This window comes from Microbacterium sp. MAH-37, assembly GCF_009758255.1.
GTDB lineage: Bacteria > Actinomycetota > Actinomycetes > Actinomycetales > Microbacteriaceae > Microbacterium.
Genome location: NZ_WSEN01000004.1, coordinates 118,442 through 139,246 on the forward strand (window position 1 = coordinate 118,442; position 20,805 = coordinate 139,246).

Annotated in this window: 20 protein-coding genes; 10 read left to right on the forward strand and 10 right to left on the reverse strand. The window is 69.3% G+C overall.

The window, feature by feature from the left end:
* Window positions 1-3 precede the first annotated feature (3 nt).
* Entirely contained in the window at window positions 4-1,344 is a 1,341-nt protein-coding gene (locus GON06_RS03995; RefSeq protein ID WP_157311024.1) for an MFS transporter, read from the reverse strand.
* 73 nt (window positions 1,345-1,417) lie between these two features.
* Here GON06_RS03995 and GON06_RS04000 point away from each other — a divergent pair, with 73 nt between their 5' ends.
* On the forward strand, window positions 1,418-1,981 hold the full coding sequence (locus tag GON06_RS04000) for a winged helix-turn-helix domain-containing protein (RefSeq protein ID WP_198346592.1): 564 nt from the start codon (window positions 1,418-1,420) through the stop codon (window positions 1,979-1,981).
* Between the two features lie 107 nt (window positions 1,982-2,088).
* On the opposite strand, the gene GON06_RS04005 is transcribed toward GON06_RS04000, so the two are convergent.
* On the reverse strand, window positions 2,089-3,459 hold the full coding sequence (locus GON06_RS04005; RefSeq protein ID WP_157311026.1) for an MFS transporter: 1,371 nt from the start codon (window positions 3,457-3,459) through the stop codon (window positions 2,089-2,091).
* Between the two features lie 73 nt (window positions 3,460-3,532).
* Between GON06_RS04005 and GON06_RS04010 the strand changes: the two genes are divergently transcribed.
* Complete coding sequence (locus GON06_RS04010; protein WP_198346593.1) at window positions 3,533-4,108, forward strand: winged helix-turn-helix domain-containing protein; 576 nt, start codon at window positions 3,533-3,535, stop codon at window positions 4,106-4,108.
* 137 nt (window positions 4,109-4,245) lie between these two features.
* Here the strand turns inward: GON06_RS04010 and GON06_RS04015 are convergent, their stop codons facing one another.
* Window positions 4,246-6,339, reverse strand: coding sequence for a DUF5107 domain-containing protein (locus GON06_RS04015; protein WP_157311028.1), 2,094 nt, complete (start codon window positions 6,337-6,339; stop codon window positions 4,246-4,248).
* Window positions 6,340-6,470: 131 nt separating this feature from the next.
* On the opposite strand from GON06_RS04015, the gene GON06_RS04020 reads away from it, so the two are divergent.
* Window positions 6,471-6,722 carry a DUF4242 domain-containing protein gene (locus tag GON06_RS04020; protein ID WP_157311030.1) on the forward strand — a complete coding sequence of 84 codons (252 nt, stop codon included), beginning with the start codon at window positions 6,471-6,473 and terminating at the stop codon, window positions 6,720-6,722.
* 2 nt (window positions 6,723-6,724) lie between these two features.
* Here GON06_RS04020 and GON06_RS04025 read toward each other — a convergent pair whose 3' ends face one another.
* The 3 genes from GON06_RS04025 to GON06_RS04035 are packed head-to-tail and all read right to left on the reverse strand — an operon-like array spanning window position 6,725 to window position 8,702.
* Window positions 6,725-7,411, reverse strand: a complete 687-nt coding sequence (locus GON06_RS04025) for a hypothetical protein (protein WP_157311031.1) — start codon at window positions 7,409-7,411, stop codon at window positions 6,725-6,727.
* Window positions 7,411-8,325 carry an ABC transporter ATP-binding protein gene (locus GON06_RS04030; RefSeq protein WP_157311032.1) on the reverse strand — a complete coding sequence of 305 codons (915 nt, stop codon included), beginning with the start codon at window positions 8,323-8,325 and terminating at the stop codon, window positions 7,411-7,413. The genes GON06_RS04025 and GON06_RS04030 overlap by 1 nt, the downstream gene beginning before the upstream one ends.
* Window positions 8,322-8,702, reverse strand: coding sequence for a GntR family transcriptional regulator (locus GON06_RS04035; RefSeq protein WP_332837146.1), 381 nt, complete (start codon window positions 8,700-8,702; stop codon window positions 8,322-8,324). Before GON06_RS04035 ends, GON06_RS04030 begins: the two co-directional genes overlap by 4 nt.
* Before the next feature lie 98 nt (window positions 8,703-8,800).
* Here GON06_RS04035 and GON06_RS04040 point away from each other — a divergent pair, with 98 nt between their 5' ends.
* The 4 genes from GON06_RS04040 to GON06_RS04055 all read left to right on the forward strand — a co-directional run bounded on the left by GON06_RS04040 (window position 8,801) and on the right by GON06_RS04055 (window position 13,573).
* Window positions 8,801-10,087, forward strand: a complete 1,287-nt coding sequence (locus GON06_RS04040) for a class I SAM-dependent methyltransferase (protein ID WP_332837147.1) — start codon at window positions 8,801-8,803, stop codon at window positions 10,085-10,087.
* Window positions 10,088-10,362: 275 nt separating this feature from the next.
* Entirely contained in the window at window positions 10,363-11,691 is a 1,329-nt protein-coding gene (locus GON06_RS04045; protein ID WP_332837148.1) for a quaternary amine ABC transporter ATP-binding protein, read from the forward strand.
* On the forward strand, window positions 11,691-12,608 hold the full coding sequence (locus tag GON06_RS04050) for an ABC transporter permease (protein ID WP_157311034.1): 918 nt from the start codon (window positions 11,691-11,693) through the stop codon (window positions 12,606-12,608). The genes GON06_RS04045 and GON06_RS04050 overlap by 1 nt, the downstream gene beginning before the upstream one ends.
* Window positions 12,609-12,661: 53 nt before the next feature.
* Window positions 12,662-13,573, forward strand: coding sequence for a glycine betaine ABC transporter substrate-binding protein (locus tag GON06_RS04055; protein ID WP_157311035.1), 912 nt, complete (start codon window positions 12,662-12,664; stop codon window positions 13,571-13,573).
* A gap of 63 nt (window positions 13,574-13,636) precedes the next feature.
* Here GON06_RS04055 and GON06_RS04060 read toward each other — a convergent pair whose 3' ends face one another.
* A complete protein-coding gene (locus GON06_RS04060) occupies window positions 13,637-14,056 on the reverse strand; it encodes a rhodanese-like domain-containing protein (protein WP_157311036.1) in 420 nt (139 codons plus the stop codon).
* Entirely contained in the window at window positions 14,053-14,763 is a 711-nt protein-coding gene (locus tag GON06_RS04065) for a helix-turn-helix transcriptional regulator (RefSeq protein WP_198346594.1), read from the reverse strand. Before GON06_RS04065 ends, GON06_RS04060 begins: the two co-directional genes overlap by 4 nt.
* 164 nt (window positions 14,764-14,927) lie before the next feature.
* Between GON06_RS04065 and GON06_RS04070 the strand changes: the two genes are divergently transcribed.
* Complete coding sequence (locus GON06_RS04070) at window positions 14,928-16,283, forward strand: MFS transporter (RefSeq protein ID WP_157311038.1); 1,356 nt, start codon at window positions 14,928-14,930, stop codon at window positions 16,281-16,283.
* Window positions 16,284-16,353: 70 nt separating this feature from the next.
* Here GON06_RS04070 and GON06_RS04075 read toward each other — a convergent pair whose 3' ends face one another.
* Both GON06_RS04075 and GON06_RS04080 read right to left on the reverse strand, forming a co-directional pair.
* Entirely contained in the window at window positions 16,354-16,956 is a 603-nt protein-coding gene (locus GON06_RS04075; RefSeq protein ID WP_157311039.1) for a bifunctional 4-hydroxy-2-oxoglutarate aldolase/2-dehydro-3-deoxy-phosphogluconate aldolase, read from the reverse strand.
* A gap of 13 nt (window positions 16,957-16,969) precedes the next feature.
* A complete protein-coding gene (locus tag GON06_RS04080; RefSeq protein ID WP_198346595.1) occupies window positions 16,970-17,878 on the reverse strand; it encodes a sugar kinase in 909 nt (302 codons plus the stop codon).
* Between the two features lie 77 nt (window positions 17,879-17,955).
* On the opposite strand from GON06_RS04080, the gene GON06_RS04085 reads away from it, so the two are divergent.
* Both GON06_RS04085 and GON06_RS04090 read left to right on the forward strand, forming a co-directional pair.
* Window positions 17,956-19,209, forward strand: a complete 1,254-nt coding sequence (locus GON06_RS04085) for an alanine racemase (RefSeq protein ID WP_157311041.1) — start codon at window positions 17,956-17,958, stop codon at window positions 19,207-19,209.
* 5 nt (window positions 19,210-19,214) lie between these two features.
* Window positions 19,215-20,804, forward strand: a complete 1,590-nt coding sequence (locus GON06_RS04090) for an N-acyl-D-amino-acid deacylase family protein (RefSeq protein WP_198346596.1) — start codon at window positions 19,215-19,217, stop codon at window positions 20,802-20,804.
* Window position 20,805 lies beyond the last annotated feature (1 nt).

The following is a 20,805-nucleotide window of genomic DNA, read 5'->3' on the forward strand; positions in this document are numbered from 1 at the left end:
GGCTCAGCGGACGGATGCCGGAACCCGGCCGGCATCCGTGAACTTCGCGGCGTGCGCGGCCCAGCCGGCCTCGGCGGGCAGCGAGCGCAGCGCGGGGGTGCACAGCGCCAACACGAAGGTCGCCGCGCAGAGAAGCGCGGCGATGCCGAGCGTCACCGCGGGACCGACCGTCGAAAGGCCCGCACCGGCGATCAGCGGCGCGAGGGGCATCGCTCCGCTGACGATCACCGTCATCGCACTGCGCACCCGCCCGACGAGTTCGGTCGGGATCGCGACCATCGAGTAGCCGAGGAGAGCAGCGTTCAGTGGCGGAGTGAACAGCAGGGCGATCGCCGGGGCTGCGATCATCACTGGCACGGAGTCGGTGAAGGGCAGGATCCCGACGGTCGCCACCGGCAGGACCAGCGCGACGATCGTGATGGTGCCGGCGCGTACGCGGGAGACCAGCGGAGTCGCCAGCAGCGCCCCGATCAGCGTCGCCGCGCCGATCGCGGAGCCGAGCAGACCGATCACGGCCGGCGACTCGCCTCGCTGCTGCAGCAGATAGATGATCGTCGTGGTGGCCGTGCTGAACCCCAGGTTCACAGCCGTCATGGTGAACAGGATCGGCCGCAGATCCCGTCGGCGCATCAGCCAGCTCACCCCCTCGCGGATCTCGGCGAGCGCGCCCGACCTCGCCGTCACCGCGGTCGTCGACCCCTCGTCGTCTCGTCGCTCGGTTCGTCGATCAGGAACCGCGGAACGGGACGAGATGCGGTCGGTGCGCCGCATCCGCCCGAGCGCGACCGCGGCGATGGCCTCGACCGCCGAGCTGACGAGCATCGCGACTCCGATCAACCAGGCGCCGGTGGCGAGCAGCACGCCGCCGAGCGGTGTCGCACCGAGGCGCAGGATCGCGTCGCGCGCCTGGTTGGCCGCCTGCGCTCGGCCGAGCGCGTCGGCAGGAACGATGTCTTTCAGCACGGACTCTCCGGCGATGTCGAACAATCCGTAGAAGGTGGACAGCACGATCTCGACGCCGAGCAACACCGCGAAGTTCAAGGAGCCGGTGACGATCAGCACGGTCATCCCCGCGATCAGTGCGCCACCGATACCAGCTCCCATCACCATCAGTCGCACGCGGTCGTGCCGATCGGCGAGCACGCCGCCATAGAGCGAGGCGAACAGGATGACCACCATGCCGACGGCGCCGATGATGCCGGCCTGAGCGGGCTCGCCGGTCACTTGGAGAGCGATCAGCGGCAGGGCGAACGTGGCCAGCCCGCCGCCCAGCGCCTTCGCCGTGTCGCTGACCAGCCAGGTGACGTAGCGGGAGTTCGACCAGAGGCGTGACGGTGTGCTCATGGCACTCACCATAGTTTCGCGCCATCCATTGCGCAACAGTCGGTGCGCAATGGATGGTGTCTATCATGGGGAGATGGTCGACGAGCCACAGCCGGGTGATCCGGTATCAGCCATGTCGCTCGGAATGCTGCGGGCGGTCGCGCATCCCACGCGGCGCAGCATCTTGCGCCGGCTCGCCGCACGCGACTTCGCGCGCGCGGCGGACCTCGCCGCCGACCTCGAGCTGCCCGCGAATCAGGTCAGTTTCCACCTGCGAGTCCTCGGCGAAGCCGGGCTGATCCGCGAGGCTCCCGAGCACGCGCGCGACCGCCGCGACCGGGTCTGGCAAGCCATCCCCGGGACGATGACCGTCGGCGCGACCGGCGATCCCGAACTCGACGCCGCCATCGCTCGGGGCTTCGACGACGACCACCTCGACCTCATGCGCCGGGTCAACGCGTTCCACAGTGCGCACTCCGGCGAGGACGATGCGCACAGCACTTTCATGTTCATGAACGCGCGGCTCACGGAGGCCGAGTTCCGCACCTTGGTGCACGACTTCCGCACCCGGATCGAGGAGCTCACGGTCGCGAACCGAGAGAACCCGGATGCACCGCTCTGGCAGGTGCACCTGCTGGCCGGCGACGAGACCGTCTGAAGCCGGCTGACCCCGTCACGTCTGCAGGCGGACGCAACGGATGCAGGCAGATCCGCGGCATCCGGGTCTACGGCCGTGAATCGTGCCTGCAGGTGTGACGGGCGGACTCAGCGGACGGATGCCGGAACCCGGCCGGCATCCGTGAACTTCGCGGCGTGCGCGGCCCAGCCGGCCTCGGCGGGCAGCGAGCGCAGCGAGCGGCTCGTGACCGCCATGGCGCTGGCGATCACGCAGAGTGCGACGCCGATGGTGATGGTGCCGGTGCGTCCGAGGAAGGACAGCCCGAAGCCGGCGATCAGCGGAGCCAGCGGCATCGCGCCCATGCCGAACACGGCCGACGCGCTGGCGGCCCGGCCCATCACCTCCGACGGCGTCGCGACCATGAAATAGCCCCCGAGGCCCGCGTTCAACGGTGCGAGCAGCAGGCTCGGCACGGCCATCACCAGCACGATCCCCCACGGCTCACGGGTGAGGATCGTCGCGGCGGCGCCGATCGTCAGCAGGATCAGGCCGATGATCATCAGCTTGCCGGCGCCGATCCGGCTCACCAGGGGCGTCGCCATCAGCGCGCCGGCGAGCATCATCACGCCCATGCCGGCGCTGAGCCAGCCGATCGTCGTCGGAGACTGCCCGTCCTGCTGCAGCGAGTAGACGATCGTCGTCATCACAGTGTTGATGCCGAGGTTGATCACCGTCGTGATCAGCAGCACGCCGCGCAGGTCGGGACGCGAGAACAGCCAGGCGAATCCCTCGCGGATCTCGCGGAGGGCATTGGGCTTGGGACCGGATGCCTGGGGTGCGGCATCCGACGTCGGAATCTGCAGACCGTCGGTCACCGGGCCGGCGTGTTCCGGGGAGACATGCCCTGTGGCATCCGTTTCGTCTGTGGATTCCGACGCGGCCGCGCCACGCAGCCGAGGGATCAGCGCCGCCGCGATCGCCGAGACCAGCTGGCACACGGCCATGACGGCGCCGACCAGCCACCCGCCGACGACCAGCAGTGCGCCACCGATCGGTCCGCCGGCGAGCTGCAGCGCGGCATCCCGCGCCTGGTTCGCGGCCTGCGCGCGGCCCATCGTGTCAGCCGAGACGAGATCCTTCAGCGCCGCCTCGCCGGACGGGTCGAACAGTCCGGCGCGGGCGGCGAGGAGCACCTGGAGGAGGAGCAGGGTGCCGAAGGTGAGCGCATCGCCGAGGGCGAGCAGCGTGAACGCGAGCGACAGCGCGATGCCGAGCGACGCGCCCAGGACCATCAGCGTGATGCGGCGGTGCCGGTCGGCGAGCACGCCGCCGAACAGCGTGAGCGACACGCTCACGGCCACGCCGACGCCGCCGATGATGCCGGCCTGGGCGGGGTCGTTCGTGACGAACAGCGCGATCAGCGGGACGGCGAACCGGAACAGTGCGGCGGCGAGTCCCTTGCTCGTGTCGCTCACGAGCCACGAGACGTACTGCAGATTGCGCCAGAGGGAGGTCATGAGGATGAATCTAAACCCACAAATAAAGTTGCGCAAGTAGAATCGCGCAATTTTCTCTGAGTAGACTGCGGGCATGGCTGAGCAGGAGGAACGTACGTCGCGGACCATGACGACGGCGATGCTCAAGGTGTTCGCCAATCCGCTGCGCCGCGACATGATGCGGGTCTTCGCGAAGAAGGAGTTCCTGCGCGCGGCTGACATCGCCGACGAGCTCGGTCAGCCCGCCAACAAGATCAGCTTCCACCTGCGGGTGATGGCCGATGCAGGGCTGATCGTCGAGGCGCCGGAGCAGGCGCGTGACGGCCGGGACCGGGTGTGGACCCCGATCAAGGAATCCCTGAACATCGGGGCGGCGGCGAACGACGAGGACATCGCGCTCGGCAACGCCGTCGTCGCGGCGCTCGCCGAGGATCATGCCGCGCTGATGCAGCGCGTGGTCGCGCATGCTGTCGCGACGCTGACCGACGAGGAGCACGGCCAGCACGGCACTCTCATGGTCAACAACCTGCGCCTGACGCAGGCGGAGTTCACCGCGCTCACCGAGCGGCTGTCACGGGAGATCCGTGCAGCCGAAGAGGCTCACGACCGCTCCGACCCGGACGGCCGGGCCTGGCAGCTCGACATCGTCGCGGCGGACGACACGATCTGACCATCCTCCCTGGCGCCCGCTCAGGGTCCGGGAGCGCGCCTTCCGGCTCCTGAGCGAGGAGCGCCCGCGACGAGACGAAGGACGCCAACGCCCTTCGTCTCGCTTCGCTCGCTCAGGATCCGAGGGTCTCAGGCGCCTCAGGCCTCCGGCGCCATCTCGAAGTCGTACTGCGCGGGAACCGGCCGGCCCGGGAACGCCTCGTGCCACAGCGCGGACATGCTCAGCTCGCCCTCGCGCAGGTCGGGCACCTCGAAGCCGGCCTCGAGGATGCGCCCGGCCTCGACGCGGTCACCGGAAGCCAGGGCTGCCTGCACGGCGAGCACACGGAAGCGCCCGAGCTCGGCGACGTCGTTCGACAGCCCGTCGAGCAGACTGCGCAACCGGCGGCTCCGTCCCGCGGCCAGCAGCATCGCGCCGAACTCGAGCGCGAGCGGGATGCTGTCGGGCGCCAGCCCGTACGCCCGCTCGAATGCTTCGATCGCGTCGTCGCCTCTCGCCTGCTGCGCCTGCGCGGCACCGCGCGCGGCCCAGGCGGTCGGATGCTGCGCCTCGGACTCCGCATACAGTGCGAGCGCCCGGTCGAGATCGCCCGCCGCGTGCGCGATGACGGCACGGTGGTACGCGACCTGCCACGACGGAGCGGATGCTGCGAGCAGCCGGTCCCAGCTCGCGCCGGCGACGTACGAGGCCGGTGGAATCGACGGATCATCCGTGTCGGGGCCGGCGTGTCCGCCCGTGGCGCGCCTTGCGGCATCCGTTTCGTCTGTGATCTCCGACGCGGCGGGCGCGTGCGCTGGCCCGGTGTCCTGCGCGTCCGCGGGATTCGACGGATCGTCCGTGATGGGGCCGGCGTGTCCGCCCGTGGCGCGCCGCGCGGCATCCGTTTCATCCGTGACTTCCGACGCCGCATCGAGCAGCTCCGCCCAATAGGCGCCTTCGGCACCGTCGCGCGAGAACCGCACCCCGGGCAGCCCGTCGAACATCTCGCCCGCCCAGGCGGCGAGCTCCTGCTCCAGCGCGCCCCACGGCGATCCGGTCGACAGCAGCGTGCCTGGCTCCGCATCCGCCACCGCCGAGAGGCGGTCGAGACCGGCTGATCCGAGCTCCCCGTACGCGCCGCGCACCACCGCGCCGACGGCTGCGGTCGCGTCCGTCCACTCGCCCTCGAACCCGGCGTCGACCTGCACCGGCAGGAACGTCTCGGTCCACTCCCACGTCGCCCCGCCGGGCATCGGCAGATGCTCGTACTGCGTGGTGGCGAGGCCGGCCTGGATCTCGAAGTACTCGCCGGTCGCACCACCCAGCCAGTCGCACCAGCGCCGTCCTCCGGTGGTGTCACCCCAGACGAACAGCTTGCGACCGGTGAGCGGGACGGTCGAGACGTGCGCGAGCCCGGCGCCTCCGGCATCCAATGCCGCGATCCACGGCATCTCGCTCGGCAGGATGTCGAAGAAGTAGTCCGCCGCGGCCGGTGCCGCCGCCGGGCGCGACGCGTCGTCAACAGTGAAATCGACGGCCTTCAGCGATCCGTCGTAGTCGGTCCTGTAGGCGGTCGTCGCCGGGGCGAACACCCGGCTGCCTGCCGACTGCGCCACCGCGATGTTGGTCCACCAGTACATGCCGGCCTCGGCATCCTTCGGATTGTGCACCCGCACGTGCACGTGCAGCGCCGGGGCGTCGGCAGCGAGAGTCGCGTCGATCTGCACGATCAGACCGCGCACGCGCTCGTACTCCCACATCCGCAGCACGGGCTCGCCGTCCGGTCCGGTCAGCGCGGCGGCGTAGAGAGGGTCGCACGTCAGCGGCCAGTGCCCGCGCATGCCGATGTTCCACTCCGCGCCGCCCGAGAACCAGGCGTTGCGCAGCGCGAGGTTCGCCGGCTGCAGCATCTCGTTGCGATAGACGAGGTCACGGCCGGTGGCCTTGTCGACCAGCCCGATCAGCCGGCCGCCGAGATCCAGGGCGAACTCCGCACGCAGGTGCTCGTTCTCGAGCACCGCGAGGCGCATCGGCGCCTCGGACCGCGAACGGCCATACTGGTCCTGCAGCAGGTAGGGGTGGATGCTCGTCACCTGCCCATATCGGATGCCGCGGGCGATCCGCGCCGGCAGCCCGTCGGTCGACGCCTCATAGGGCGCCTGCGGCATCGCAGCCACAGCGGGAAGCGGGTTCACCGCGCCGAGAGGGGCGGTCGGCAGGATGTGGTCGATGACGGTCAACGATGAGGCCATGCGCACAAGTATCCGGCATCCGGGAGCGTGTTCTCCCTACGGGATTCGCCCTATTCCGCGCGGCTCATGGAGGGGCGTACCATCCGTCGCATCGAGCCGCTGGGGCGGCCATCACGAAGGGGAGTGCGATCATGCCGCTGTACATGGATGTCCACACGCTCGGCGACGCCGTGAGCATGGAGGATGTCGCCAAAGCGCACGCCGCCGATCTCGCCACTCAGGGCGAGCACGACGTGAACTACCTGCAGTACTGGGTCGACGAAGCGGGCGGGAAGATCTTCTGCCTGGTCGACGCGCCCGATGCGGAGGCTGCGATCACCGTGCACCGGGAGGCGCACGGCCTCGTCGCCGATGAGATCCATCCGGTGCAGGAAGGCGCCTGACGCTACGGGATCGCCCGGCGGATGGTGAGGAACGAGACGACCATCAACCCGACGGTGACCACCAGTCCCCACAGTGCCAGGCCGAAGGCGCCGAGCTGCATGATGCCTTCCCACACCTGTCCCCACTGCTCGAGGCGGGTGATCAGGAGCGCCGCTCCTGCCAGAGCGGCCACCAGCACGATGCCGACGACGGTGAGGGCGAGCGGCCCCCAGCGCTTGAAGATCGTCGCCGACGTGAAGCCGATGACGAAGAAGAGCAGCGCCAGCGTGAAGTACACCGTGAAGGCGCCGATCGGCCCGGCCTCCCAGACCCACGGCAGGTGGAAGACCCAGCCGTTCACACCGTATCCATGCGTGAGCAGCTCGATACCGCCGCCGATGATGAACAGGATGCCCATCAGCGCGCTGCTCATCGCTGCGGCGACCATCGAGCCGAGGAAGAACTCCCGGCGCGTGACGCTGATGGCCTGCGAGAAGGGGAAGGTCGACGTCATCGCCGAGATGCCGACGGCCAGATAGATCCAGAGCGGGGCCTGGCTGCCGCCACCGTACTTCGGCGTGTCGACGGGGATCAGCGCGTAGATGACCACCGACACCAGCACGGCGCTGGCCAGGATGATCAGCGGAATCCAGATGAAGGTGTACCTGTTGATCAGTTGGAGCCTGACCACGTTGAGCGTGCGTCGCATCAGCGGACCTCCTCGGCGAGTGCGGCGGAATCGGATGCCGGCGATGCGGCGTTCTGGGTGAGGCGGACGATCAGCTGCTGCAGCGAGACGGGCACGAGATCGAGACCGTCCTCCTTGACCGCCGCGCGCTCGGCGGGGTCGAGGTGGCCGAGCACGGTCACGGATGCCACGCGTCCCAGACCCTCGCGATGGATGACCTCGCGGCCCCGCACCCAGGCGTCGACCTTCGTCGCGTCGCCGACGATCGTCGTGGCGCGACCGCGCACGGCATCCGTGTCCTCGTTCAGCAGGATCCGTCCGCCGTCGATGACGATCACCTTCTCGAGCAGGCTCGCGACTTCGTCGATCAGGTGCGACGACAGGATGATCGTGCGCGGGAACTCCGCGTAGTCCTCGATCAGCCGGTCGTAGAACACCTGCCTGGCCACGGCGTCGAGCCCCAGGTAGGGCTCGTCGAAGAAGGTGATCTCGGCGCGCGAGGCCAGTCCGATGATCACTCCCACCGCCGAGGTCTGCCCGCGGGAGAGCTTCTTGACCGCAGTGCGCATCGGCAGCTGGAAGTCGTCGATCAGGCGTTCGGCGAACTCCTGGTCCCAGTTGCGGAAGAACAGCCTGGCCGCGCGGAACACGTGGGTGGGGGTGGAGTCGTCGGGGTACTTCTGGCTCTCGCGCACGAAGCACACCCGGCTGAGCACCCCGGTGTTCTCGTAGGGGTGCTCGCCGAAGACGCGGACCTCGCCGGAACTGGCGAAGTTCTGCGCGGTGAGGATCGACATGAGCGTCGTCTTGCCGGCGCCGTTGCGGCCGAGCAGGCCGTAGATCGTGTTCTCCTCGATGCTCAGCGAGACGCTGTCGAGGGCGAGTTTGTCTTTGTACTGCTTGGTGAGGTTCTGCACGTCGATGACTGTGGTCATGAGGAGCTCCCTTCGGTGGATGCTGCGGCGCGCTCCTGCAGCAGTGCGGTCAGGTCGTCAGGGCCGAGTCCCAGCGTGCGGGCCTCGGCGATGAGGGGGTCGATGTACTTCTCGGCGAAGGCGGTGCGACGCTCGGCGAGCAGGATGGCGCGAGCGCCGGGAGCGACGAACATGCCGATCCCGCGGCGCTTGAGCAGGATGCCCTTGTCCGTCAGCATGGCGACGCCTTTCGCGGCCGTGGCCGGATTGATCCGGTAGAACGCGGCGAGTTCGTTGGTCGACGGGGCCTGCCCGTCCTCGGCGAGCGTGCCGTCGAGGATGGACCCTTCGATCGCCTCCGCGATCTGGAGGAACAGCGGCCTGCCTTCGTCGATCACACGTCGCCTCCGGTTAGGTGGTTAGTTACTTGACTAAGTAACCATCTAACTTGAACGAAGTCAAGAGGCCTCCGGTCGCGGCCGGATACGCTGAGCGGGTGCCCGAGTTCGACTTCACGCGCCTGCGCCGCGCGCCCGACGTGGAGGCGCCGAACCTGCAGGCCTGGGATGCCACCGACGAGCTGCTCGTGCGCGAGGCGCTCGCGAGCGGCATCCCCGGTGACGAGATCGCCGTCATCGGCGACGCCTACGGTGCGATCACGCTCGCTCTCGCGGATGCGGGGATGCGCGGCATCCGCGTGCATCAGGACCTGGTGACCGGCCGGCGCGCGCTGGCGCGCAACGCCGCCACGCTGGGAATCACAGACGGAACGGATGCTGCGCGGCGCGCCGCACCTGGACACGCCGGTGACAAAGCGGACGATCTGGAGAATCCGGCCTTCGCACAGCATGAACTCGACGAGAGCCTGCTCTCCGGCACCCGGCTCGTGCTGCTGCAGCTGCCGAAGTCGCTGGCCGAACTGGACGAGATCGCCGACGCGATCGCCCGCTGGGCGGAGCCCGATGCGATGCTGATCGCCGGCGGGAGGGTCAAGCACATGGCCCTCGGCCAGAACGACGTGCTCGCACGGCACTTCGAGAACGTGCAGCCGCAGCGCGCCGAGCGGAAGTCGCGCCTGATCATGGCGCGCATCCTGCGCCGCCCCGACGCGCCCCCACCCTTCCCCGTCTCGACGCGTCACTCCTTCGCCGGCGAGACCCCGACCTCGGCGCGAGACCCACGTGCTGAACAGGGATCTCGGGCAGAACTCGGGGTCTCGGCAGGATCTCGTGCAGAAGTCGGGAGGTCGGCGGACGGACTCACGCTCTGCGCGTACGGCGGCGCCTTCGCCGGCGACCGCATCGACATCGGCACGCGGGTGCTCCTCGGCGTGCTCCCTGACATCCGCAGCTCGGAGGTCGTCATCGATCTCGGCTGCGGCACCGGGGCGCTCGCCGCAGCCTATGCGCTGGCTCATCCGGCATCCCGTGTGATCGCGACTGATCGCTCGGCCGCGGCCGTGCGCTCGGCGCGCGCGACCATGGCCGCGAACGGCATCACCAACGTCGAGGTCACTATCGACGACGCCGGCTCCGAGCTGCCGGACAACACCGCGGACCTCGTCCTCCTGAACCCGCCGTTCCACCTCGGCAACGCCGTCGACGAGGCGGCTGGGCACCGCCTGATCGAGGCCGCCGCGCGTCTCACGAACCCCGGCGGAGAGGTGTGGACCGTGTTCAATTCGCACCTCGACCACCGCCGTGTCCTGCAGCGCGAAGTGGGGCCGACGGAGCAGGTCGAACGCACCTCGAAATTCACGGTCACAAAGTCCACGAAGCGTTGACGCCGGTCACGATCGGGTGACAGAATTTGCCACCCGATCAGCCACTCGTTACGTTGGAATGCGGGCCTGACGGCCCGAAGACCAGTCCGCGACCGTGTCTTCCTTCGAATTTTTGTGCTTACTGGTGTGAGATGCGGGCGTATGGTCGGTGATCTCTGCCCGGATCCGAAATCCGGGCCAGTGCCGCCAGCACGACGCAGTCGAACGGCCTCGTGATCACCACCCGGGCGTAACCGAAGTGGGCTCACCCACCCGAGGTGAGCCACGGGGGAAGCGTGTCTGAAACCGCTCTTGAAGCGCGTCATCTGTACAAGGTGTTCGGCAAGAATCCGAACCAGGCCGTGAAACGGCTGAAGGCCGGCGAGAGCCGCGACGATGTGAAGGATGCCGGAACGGCAGCTGTCATCGACGCGAGCTTCACGGTCAACAGAGGCGAGATCTTCGTCATCATGGGACTGTCCGGATCGGGCAAGTCCACACTCATCCGCATGCTCAACGGCCTGCACGACACCACCGCCGGTGAGCTCCTCATCGGCGACGAGGAGCTCACCAAGGCGTCGTCATCGCGCCTGCGCGAGATCCGTCGCGACAGCATCTCGATGGTGTTCCAGCACTTCGCGCTGCTGCCGCACCGCACCGTGTCGGCGAATGTGGCCTACCCGCTCGAGCTGCGCGGCGTGGGCAAGGCCGAACGCCTGCAGAAGGCCGAAGAGATCCTCGCCCTGGTGGGTCTCTCGGGCTGGGGCGACAAGCTGCCCGGCGAGCTCTCCGGCGGTATGCAGCAGCGCGTCGGCATCGCCCGTGCGCTCGCCGCAGACACCGACATCCTGCTCATGGACGAGGCGTTCTCGGCCTTGGATCCTCTGATCCGCCGCGAGATGCAGGAGCAGCTCGTCGAACTGCAGGCCAAGCTGCAGAAGACCATCGTGTTCATCACGCACGACCTGAACGAGGCGATGTTCCTCGGCGACCGGATCGCGGTCATGCGCGACGGTCGTATCGTGCAGATCGGCACTCCGGAGGACATCCTCACGGACCCGGCGAACGACTACGTCGAGCAGTTCGTGCAGGACGTCGACCGCGCTCGCGTGCTCACCGCCGCGAACGTCATGGAGCGTCCGCGTCCGGTGATCTCCGAGTCGGCGGGTCCGCGCACGGCGCTGCGCCAGATGCGCGACGCCTACATGTCGGCGACCTACGTCGTCGGCCGCGACCGCACGCTGCTCGGCATCGTCACCGACCGGGATGCCGTGAAGCTGGTGCGCAAGGGGGCGAGCGACCTCAAGACGGTGATCAAGCCGGCGCCGCAGGCCGTGAACGAGGACTCCGTGCTGATGGACCTGTTCGTGCCGGCCGTCGAGTCGGTGCTGCCGCTGGCGGTCACCGACGACCAGAACCGCCTGGTCGGCGTCATTCCGCGCATCACGCTGCTCGCCGCACTCGGCCCCGGCACGACCGCGACCGAGGAGCTCACCCTGCCGCTGCAGCCGATGCCGCAGGCGACGATCAACGAGGTGCTCGGCGAGCCCGCCGACACCGTCGGCACTCCGGTGGGTGGCGGCGCCGCCTTCGCGGCTGACGCCACCGAGGAGGAGGTGCTCTGATGGACGGTTTCCGCATTCCGATCGGCGACTGGGTCGAGAACGTCATCAACTGGGTCAAGGACAACCTCGAAGGCCTTCTCGACGTCATCTCCTTCGTCGTGAAGTTCCTCGTGAACGGCCTGACGGACATCCTGGTGAACACTCCGGTGCCGCTGATGATCCTGATCTTCGCCCTGATCGCCTGGCTGGTGCGCTCGTGGCAGCTCGCCGTCGGCACGATCATCTCGTTCGTGCTGATCGTCAGCATGGACGCCTGGGAGTCCGCGATGCAGACTCTCGCCCTGGTGCTGGTGTCGGCGATCGTGGCGATCGCGATCGCGATCCCGCTCGGCATCTGGTCGGCCCGCAGCTCCACCGTGCGGGCGATCATGAAGCCGGTGCTGGACTTCATGCAGACCATGCCCGCCATGGTGTACCTGATCCCGGCGATCGTGTTCTTCAGCATCGGCGTCGTGCCGGGTCTGGTCGCGACCGTGATCTTCTCGCTCCCGCCGGGCGTGCGGCTCACCGAGCTGGGCATCCGCGGAGTCGACTCCGAGACGGTCGAGGCCGGGCAGGCCTTCGGCGCGACGAAGGGGCAGATCCTGCGCGGCATCCAGCTGCCGCTCGCGATGCCGACGATCATGGCCGGTGTCAACCAGGTCATCATGCTCGCCCTGTCGATGGCGGTCATCGCCGGCATGGCCGGCGCGGACGGCCTCGGCAAGGACGTCGTGCAGGCGATCTCGACCGTCGACATCCCGCTGGGTGTCGAGGCCGGCCTGGGCGTCGTGCTGATCGCGGTCTACCTCGACCGCGTCACCGCCGCGCTGGGCACGCCCGGCGAGTACCCCTCTTCCCTGCTCGGTTCCGCCGCACGCCGGCGCGCCGCGCAGCGGAGCCGGCGAGCGGATGCCGCAGCATCCGTCCCCGCCTGATACCCGAACCCATACGAAACACAGCAGAAGAAACATACGGAAGGACCCACACCATGAAGTACGGACGCATCACAGCTGTCGCCGCTCTCGGAGTCACCGCCGCCCTCGCCCTCGCGGGCTGCGCGGGCAACAGCGGGGACTCGGATCCCGGCGGCTCCGGCGACGGCGCCAAGGGCACGATCACCCTCGGCTACATCCCGTCCTGGACCGACGGCCTCAGCATGGCCTACCTGCTGCAGGACCAGTACGAGAAGCTCGGCTACGACGTCGAGATGACCACGCTCACCGAGGCCGGCCCGCTGTACGCCGGCCTCGCCCAGGGCGACGTCGACATGTACCCGTCGGCCTGGCCCGAGGTCACGCACGCCGAGTACATGAAGAAGTACGGCGACGACCTCGAAGACATCGGCGCGTACTACGAGAACGCCGTGCTGACCATCGCGGTGCCCAGCTACACGAAGATCGACTCGATCGAGGAGCTCAAGGGCAACGGCGACATGTTCGACGGCAAGATCATCGGCATCGAGCCGGGCGCCGGCCTCACCGGTGTCACGCAGGACAAGATGATCCCGGAGTACGGCCTGGACGGCGAGTACAAGCTGGAGACGTCGTCGACCGCCGCGATGCTCACCGTGCTCGGTGAGGCGATCGACAGCAAGAAGGACGTCGTCGTCACGCTGTGGAAGCCGTTCTGGGCGAACACCGCGTACGACGTCAAGACGCTGGAGGACCCGAAGGGGGCCATGGGCACCCCGGAGACCCTGAACTTCATGGGTCACAAGGGCTTCGCGGAGGAGTTCCCCGAGGCGGCCGAGCTGGCCGGCAAGATCAAGCTCGACGACGACCAGTACGGCTCGCTCGAGGACATGGTCGTGAACGAGTACGGCAAGGGCAAGGAGGCCGAGGCAGTGGATGCCTGGCTGAAGGAGAACGGCGACCAGTTCGACTGGGTCGTCAAGGGCTGACCCTCACCGCCGGTTCGTCGGAACCCCCTCTGAATGACGTCATTCAGAGGGGGTTTCGGCGTTTCAGACCTCTGCGGTGACGAGCGGATCGGGCGTCCGGCGCGTGATGACACCGTCCGCCTCGGTCGGGAAGCCGTTGCGCACCCAGTACTCGTACCCGCCGAAGAGCTCTCGGGTGTCGAGTCCTGCCGCGAGCAGCACTCGGGCCGTCGCGGTGGCGCCGTTGCATCCCGGCCCCCAGCCGTACACGATCAGGGTGCGGTCGCGGGGGAGGCCGGCGATGCCGGCATCCAGGGTCTTGTTGGGCAGGTGCAGAGCGCCGGCGATGTGGCCGTGATCCCACGACTCCTGACGGCGGGTGTCGACCAGCACGGCCTCGCCGCGCTCGACCGCCTCCGCGGCGGCGACCACGTCGATCTCGTAGGCGAGGCGCGCGTCGACGTGCGCGAGCCGTGCGGCGATGATCTCGGCGGATGTCGTCATCGCGTGCGCGCCTCGTCGAGGTAGGAGTACGCGGTCACCCGCGAGATGCCCAGCCGCTTCGCGATCGCCTCGATGGACTTGCGCATCTGGGTCGCCCCGCGCTGGTCGAGGCGCTCGAGCACGGCGATCTTGTCGTCGCGCGACATCTGCTCGACCGGGCGCCCGATCTCGGCGATCGCGGCGGTGATCATCGAGTCCATCACCGACACGAGATCGGTGCCGAAGTGCTCGTGCGGGCCGCTTTCGTCGCCGACGGCAGCACCGGCCGCCGGCAGCAGCGCCTCGAGCATGTTCCTGGCCTGCTGGATCGGGCTGAGGTCGACGTTGATGCAGAACGAGGCGATGATGTCGCCGGCCGCGTTGCGGAAGTAGACCGACGAGCAGCGCAGCTCGCGGCCGTCACTCGTGGTGCCCCGGTACCCGAAGGCGTCGTGGTCGGCCTGCCGGTCCTTCATGACGTCGAGGCCCAGCGACGTCGACGGCCCGCCGACGGAGCGTCCGGTCACGTGCCCGTTCTCGATGGCCATGATCGTGTGCCCGAGGTCGACGTCCGCGCCGTCGAGGTTGTGCAGGACGACCTCGACCGACGGTCCGGCGGCGGAGGCCAGGGCACGCATCACGGGCTGGTAGAGCCGGAGGACCTCCTCGGCGCTCTCGTACGTCTGGCGGGCGGCAGCGCCTGCCAGCGCGCTCGCCGTCGTATCCATCGTCGACTGTGTCCCCATCGTCCACCTCAGCTTTACAAAAAATCTTACCACTGGACAGAATGTCTATGTCGGGGTTAGTTTATCCACCACAGCCCTCCAGGTCGAGGGCTGAACCCGCTTCACCCGAACTCTCTCCCCCGCATTCCCCGAGCAAGGAGGCTCCCATGTCCACAGCCGTCAAGACGGGCGGGCTGACGCCCCGTCAGCGCAAGACGGTCGCCGGTGGCGCCATCGGCACGCTCATCGAGTACTACGACTACTACCTGTACGGTCTGGCCTCCGCGGCCGTCTTCCCCGCCGTGTTCTTCTCGACGGACGACCCGGTGGTCGCGCAGCTGGCGTCGTTCGCGACGTTCGCGGTCGGGTTCTTCCTCCGTCCGGTCGGCGGTGTCGTCTGGGGCATCGTCGGCGACCGCGTGGGCCGCAAGGTCGTGCTGATGACCACCGTGGTGGGCATGGGCATCGCCACAGCCGGCATCGGCCTCATCCCCTCCGACCAGGCGATCGGCATCGCCGCGCCCCTGCTGCTGCTCCTGTTCCGCCTCTTCCAGGGATTCTTCGTCGGCGGTGAGATGGGCGGCGCGGCGACCATGGTCGTCGAGGCCGCGCCCACCGGCAGGAAAGGCCTCTACGGCGCCTTCCTGATCAGCGGCGCCGGCGTCGCCAACGTCGTCTCCGGCGGTCTGATGGCGGGACTCGGCCTCACGCCGGAGTCGTGGTTCCTGCAGTGGGGATGGCGCATCCCGTTCGTGTTCTCCATCGTGCTCGCGATCGCGGCCGTGATCCTGCGCCGCCAGCTCGAGGAGTCCGAGCAGTTCACCGAGACCCAGGCCATGCAGATCGCCGCCGCCGGCAAGAAGGCCAACCCGCTGGTCGAGGCGTTCCGGCACCCGAAGAACGCGATCATGGGCATCCTGATCGGTCTGCCGCAGTCGATCGCGGGCTACGTCATCCTCACCTACGGCCTCGGCTTCATGGTGTCGAACAAGCACCTGCCGGCATGGATGGGCTTCGCCGGAACCATGATCGTCGGTCTGCTGCAGATCTTCGTCGCTCCGCTGTGGGGGCACATCTCCGACCGCATCGGCCGGCGCACGGTGTACATCATCGGATGCCTGGGCTTCGCGGCCATGGTCTACCCGGCGTTCGCGCTCTTCACCACCGGCAACATGTGGCTGATCTGGCTCGGTCAGATCCTCGGCTTCGTGGTGTTCGGCGTCGCCATGCAGGCGACCCTCGCGACCATGCTCGCTGAGATGTTCGACGCCGAGGCGCGCACCACCGGTGTGAACATCGGCTACCAGATCTCGAACACCCTCGGCGGCGGCCTGGCACCGTTCATCTGCACGGCGCTGGTCGCGTGGGCCGGCGGATCCTTCTGGCCGGTCGTCGTCTACGCCGCGGTCATCTCGATCGTCGGAGTGATCGCGACCCTCAAGGCGTCGATCATCCCCGACGTGGAGGGCGCCGGACGCCTGCACGAGCTCGCCGCCACGACGACGGTGAAGACGACGGTCTGAGCGAGCGGATGCTGCGACAGCGCGGAGCAGCCCCGAGTGCGGACTCGCGCCCGGGGCTGCTCCCGTGCGTTCAGCCGAGGAGCGCGGCCAGCGCGGGCAGCTGCGTCTCGTCCTCGAGGGCGGAGCCGACGGCGACGACCCGCACTCCGGCATCCAGGTACGCCCGGGCGCCTGCGGAATCCATGCCGCCCGTGGCGACGAACTTCGCCTGCGGGAAGGGTCCGCGCATCGCGGGGAACCAGCCCGTTCCGAGCAAGGACGCCGGGAAGGCCTTCAGCCAGGTGAGTCCCTCGCCGAGTGCGGCCTGCACCTCCGAGGCGGTGGAGACGCCGGGGAGCGGCGGCATACCGGCCTCGTGCGAGGCGCGCACGACGTCGACGTCGAAGCCGGGGCTCACCGTGAACGCGGCGCCTGCCTCGGCGGCCTGGCGGACGTGCTCGCGGGAGACGACGGTGCCGGCACCCACGGTCAGCCCGCGCTCGCGGGCGGCCTCGGCGAGCACGCGCAGCGCCTCGACGTCGGTCGGCGTCTGTACGGGCACCTCCACGGCGGTGATGCCGAGATCCCAGGCGCGGGTGGCGGTGGCGAGCGTGCGCTCGACACCCATGCCGCGCAGGATCGCCATCAGCGGGACGTCGCGGAAGATCTCGTCGAATACGGAGTTGTCGGTCATGGTCGGGGGCCTCTCACAGGTTGTCGGGCAGAAGATCGCCGGTGGACTGCAGCACGAGATGCGCCCTGCGGTGGCCGGCGTCGAGTCGCTCGGCGGCCTCCGCACCCTGCATACGGGCCACGAGGTAGCCGGCGGCGAAGGCGTCGCCGGCGCCGACCGCCTCGACCACCTCGGTCTTGATCGCGGGCACGAAGGTGCGCACGTCGGCATCGCCGCTGCGCTGGAACTCTGTCGCGCCGATGTCGCCGTCCTTGACGACGAGCAGCTCCGGCTCGGGAAGCAGGGCGCGCACGGCATCCGCGTCGGAGGTTCCCCACAGGCCCTCGGCCTCGTCGAGGCCGACGAAGACGATGCCGGCGCGCCGCGCGAGCGCGAGAAGGGCCGGCGCGGCCGCGCCGGGCTCCCAGAGGGCGGCCCGGTGGTTCACGTCGAAGCTCAGGATGCCGGGCCCGCCGTCGACGCGGTCGATGACGGCGTCGAGCAGCCGGAAGCAGGTGGCGGACAGCGCCGGCGTGATGCCCGAGACGTGCACGATCTCGGCCTGCTCGAGAGGCACGTCGGCGACGGTCGCCGGGCTCATCTTCGAGGCAGCGGATCCGCGACGGTAGTAGAGCACGCCGTGCCCTGGGTCCTTGAAGTAGACGCCGGTCGGTGCATCCGGGTCATCGGTGACCCAGCCCACGTCGACGCCGTGGCGGGCGATCTCGTCGCGCACGCGCACGCCGAGCGCGTCGTCACCGACGGCGCTGACCCATGCCGTCGGCACGCCGAGCTGCGCGGCGTGGATCGCGACGTTCGACTCGGCGCCGCCGATGAGCAGACGCACCTCCGCGGCGGTGGCCAGCGGCTCCGCATGAGCGGGAGCGATGAGGGCCATGGTCTCGCCGATGGCGATGAGGCGTGGTGCGGAGGCGTCGGACATGGTTACCATGATGAGACGGAGTGTGCGCAGATTGCAACTGACGTTGCAGTATATGCACACCAAGAGGAAGGTGTGAGATGAGCGATCTGAACGACGAGCTGCTGACAGCACGTGACAAGGGCATCCCGGTGCGCGCGATCGGCATGACCGCATCCGCCTTCCTCGCGACGAAGCCGCGCCTCGACGAGTTCTGGACGCCGTTGATCGTGCTCGACGACGCCGCGATGCAGGCGAACGTCGCCACCATGGCCGAGTGGTGCGCGGAGCGCGACCTGGAGATCATGCCGCACGGCAAGACGACGATGGCTCCCGACCTGTGGCAGCGCCAGCTCGACGCCGGCGCCCTCGGGATCACGCTCGCGACCATGGGACAGGTGCGCACCGGCCGTGACCTTGGTCTGGACTCGATCATGCTCGCCAACGCCGCGGTCGACGCCCGGTCGCTGGCCTGGCTCGCCGGCGAGCTCGCCGACCCCGGCTTCCGGTTCGTGTGCTGGGCCGACTCGCTCGCGACGGTGGATGCGATGGAGCGCGGTCTGCGCGCGGCCGGGGTGCCGCGTCCGGTCGACGTGTGCGTCGAACTCGGCGCCGAGGGCGGCCGCACCGGTGCGCGGTCGCACGACGAGGCCGTGGCTGTGGCGGAGCGGATCGCGGCATCCGACGTGCTGCGACTGGCCGGCGTCGCCGGCTACGAGGGCAGCCTGGCCCACGACCGTTCCGATGCCGGACTCGCCGCCGTGCGCACCTACCTCGAGGCGCAGCTCGCGCTGCACCGCGCGATCACCCCGCTCTACGGCGACGGGGACGTGTACGTCACGGCCGGTGGCAGCGCCTACTTCGAGATCGTCGCCGACGTCTGGGCCGGTGCCGAGCGCGACGGACGCACCCGGTTCGTGCTGCGCTCCGGCGCCTACACCGTGCACGACGACGGCTTCTACCGCGGCATCTCGCCGTTCGACGAGGGCGGCAGTGGCGATGGCCCGCACTTCGTGAACGCGATGCATGGCATCGCCCGCGTCGTCTCGAGTCCCGAACCGGGTCTCGCACTGGTGGATGCCGGCAAGCGCGACTTCCCCTACGACGAGGGTCTGCCGATCCCGCGCGCCGCAGCCGACGACCTCGCCGGCCCCTGGCATCCGGTCGACGCGACCCTCTCCGCGATGAACGACCAGCACTCGTACGTGCGCCCCGCCGAGCCTCTCGCGGTCGGCTCCGTCGTGCGGTTCGGCCTCTCGCATCCCTGCACCGCCTTCGACAAGTGGCGTGTGCTGCCCGTCGTCGACTCGCTCGAGTCCGGCGTGGTCACCGGTCTCGTCCGCACGTACTTCTGAGGAGCATGATGTCCGGTCGTACAGTTCTCCGCGGTGGTTCGGTGGTCACGCCGTCCGGTGCGACGCGCGCCGACGTCGTCATCGACGGTGCGACGATCGCCGCAGTCGGCGATGTCCCGGAGCAGCCCGGCGACGTCGTCATCGACGCGACGGGCCGGCTGATCCTGCCCGGCTTCATCGACGCCCATTCCCACGCCGATGGCCTGCTCCGAGACCTGGACGTCACCACCGCGCTGCTGCGTCAGGGCGTCACCACGATCATCGGCGGGCAGGACGGCATCTCGTACGCCCCCGGCGACGGCGCCTACGCGAGCGAGTACTTCGCCGCGATCAACGGACCGCACCCGGCCTACCGCGGCGGCGGGGTCGCCGCGCTGCTGGCATCCGTCGACGGGACATCCCCGCTGAACGTCGGCTACCTGGTACCCGCCGGAACCGTGCGCTACGAGGTCTGCGGTCGTCGCAGCGGCCCGGCATCCGCCGACGAGCGCGCACGGATGGCCGATCTCGTGGCGCAGGGCATGTCGGAGGGGGCGCTGGGCCTGTCGACCGGGCTCGACTACGTGCCGGGCATCTTCCAGGACGCCGACGAGATCGCGGCGCTGTGCACCCCGGTCGCCGCTGCGGGCGGCGTCTACGTCAGCCACATGCGCGGCGGCTACGAGGACAACACGGCCGCCGGCATCTCCGAGATGGCCGAGATCTCGTGGCTCGTCGCAGCGGATGCCGGCGCACCGCTGCCCGTGCACGTGTCCCATCTGCACGCCGACGCCGACATCGTGCTCGCGCAGCTGGACGCGCTCGCCGCCGAGGGTGTCGACGCGACCTTCGACGCGTACCCCTACATCCGCGGCTGCACACTGCTCGGGATGCCGCTGCTGCCGCCCGAGGTGTCGGCTCTGACCGTCGACGAGGCCGTCGCGCGCCTCACCGACGCCGCCGGCCGCGAGGCGCTGCGGGCGGCGTGCGTGCAGCGCGCGTCGAACAGCCCCAGCCTCGGGCCGGACTGGCCCGACATGATCACGCTCGCGCACATCGCGGCATCCGAGTACGACTGGGCGCACGGACTGACCCTGCGCGAGGCATCCGCCCGCGCCGGCGCCGACCCGATGGACTTCGCGCTCGATCTGCTCGCGGCATCCCGCATGGAGAGCAGCGCCGTCATGGCGGTGCACAACCCGCGCCCGGCGACCGAACTGGCGCGCATCTTCTCGCATCCCGGTCACCTCGGCGGGTCGGACGGCATCTTCATCGGCAAGCATCCGCATCCGCGCGCGGCGGGCTCGTTCGCCCGGTACCTGCGCGAGTTCGTCCGAGAACTCGGCACCTGGTCGTGGGCGGATGCCGTGCAACACCTGTCCACGGGCCCGGCGCAGCGCTTCGGCCTCGGCCGGCGCGGCGCGATCGAGCCGGGGGCGGTCGCCGACGTGCTGCTCGTCGACTCCGCGACCGTGGCGGACGGGGCCACCTACGAGAATCCGCGTGAGCTCGCGATCGGCATCGACGACGTGTTCGTCGCCGGCGTCCGCGTACTCGCCGGCGGCGAGCCGACCGGGGCGCTTCCCGGCCGCGGGCTGCGCCGGGGAGGTGCCTGAC

Excerpts from the sequence above, each read along its gene's own strand:
- GON06_RS04065 (WP_198346594.1), bottom strand. The coding sequence starts at position 14,763 with ATGGATACGACGGCGAGCGCGCTGGCAGGCGCTGCCGCCCGCCAGACG.
- GON06_RS04080 (WP_198346595.1), bottom strand. The coding sequence starts at position 17,878 with ATGTCCGACGCCTCCGCACCACGCCTCATCGCCATCGGCGAGACCATG.
- GON06_RS04075 (WP_157311039.1), bottom strand. The coding sequence starts at position 16,956 with ATGACCGACAACTCCGTATTCGACGAGATCTTCCGCGACGTCCCGCTG.
- GON06_RS04030 (WP_157311032.1), bottom strand. The coding sequence starts at position 8,325 with ATGACCACAGTCATCGACGTGCAGAACCTCACCAAGCAGTACAAAGAC.
- GON06_RS04055 (WP_157311035.1), top strand. The coding sequence starts at position 12,662 with ATGAAGTACGGACGCATCACAGCTGTCGCCGCTCTCGGAGTCACCGCC.
- GON06_RS04060 (WP_157311036.1), bottom strand. The coding sequence starts at position 14,056 with ATGACGACATCCGCCGAGATCATCGCCGCACGGCTCGCGCACGTCGAC.
- GON06_RS04020 (WP_157311030.1), top strand. The coding sequence starts at position 6,471 with ATGCCGCTGTACATGGATGTCCACACGCTCGGCGACGCCGTGAGCATG.
- GON06_RS04005 (WP_157311026.1), bottom strand. The coding sequence starts at position 3,459 with ATGACCTCCCTCTGGCGCAATCTGCAGTACGTCTCGTGGCTCGTGAGC.
- GON06_RS04070 (WP_157311038.1), top strand. The coding sequence starts at position 14,928 with ATGTCCACAGCCGTCAAGACGGGCGGGCTGACGCCCCGTCAGCGCAAG.
- GON06_RS04090 (WP_198346596.1), top strand. The coding sequence starts at position 19,215 with ATGATGTCCGGTCGTACAGTTCTCCGCGGTGGTTCGGTGGTCACGCCG.
- GON06_RS04085 (WP_157311041.1), top strand. The coding sequence starts at position 17,956 with ATGAGCGATCTGAACGACGAGCTGCTGACAGCACGTGACAAGGGCATC.
- GON06_RS04000 (WP_198346592.1), top strand. The coding sequence starts at position 1,418 with ATGGTCGACGAGCCACAGCCGGGTGATCCGGTATCAGCCATGTCGCTC.
- GON06_RS04050 (WP_157311034.1), top strand. The coding sequence starts at position 11,691 with ATGGACGGTTTCCGCATTCCGATCGGCGACTGGGTCGAGAACGTCATC.
- GON06_RS03995 (WP_157311024.1), bottom strand. The coding sequence starts at position 1,344 with ATGAGCACACCGTCACGCCTCTGGTCGAACTCCCGCTACGTCACCTGG.
- GON06_RS04010 (WP_198346593.1), top strand. The coding sequence starts at position 3,533 with ATGGCTGAGCAGGAGGAACGTACGTCGCGGACCATGACGACGGCGATG.
- GON06_RS04015 (WP_157311028.1), bottom strand. The coding sequence starts at position 6,339 with ATGGCCTCATCGTTGACCGTCATCGACCACATCCTGCCGACCGCCCCT.
- GON06_RS04025 (WP_157311031.1), bottom strand. The coding sequence starts at position 7,411 with ATGCGACGCACGCTCAACGTGGTCAGGCTCCAACTGATCAACAGGTAC.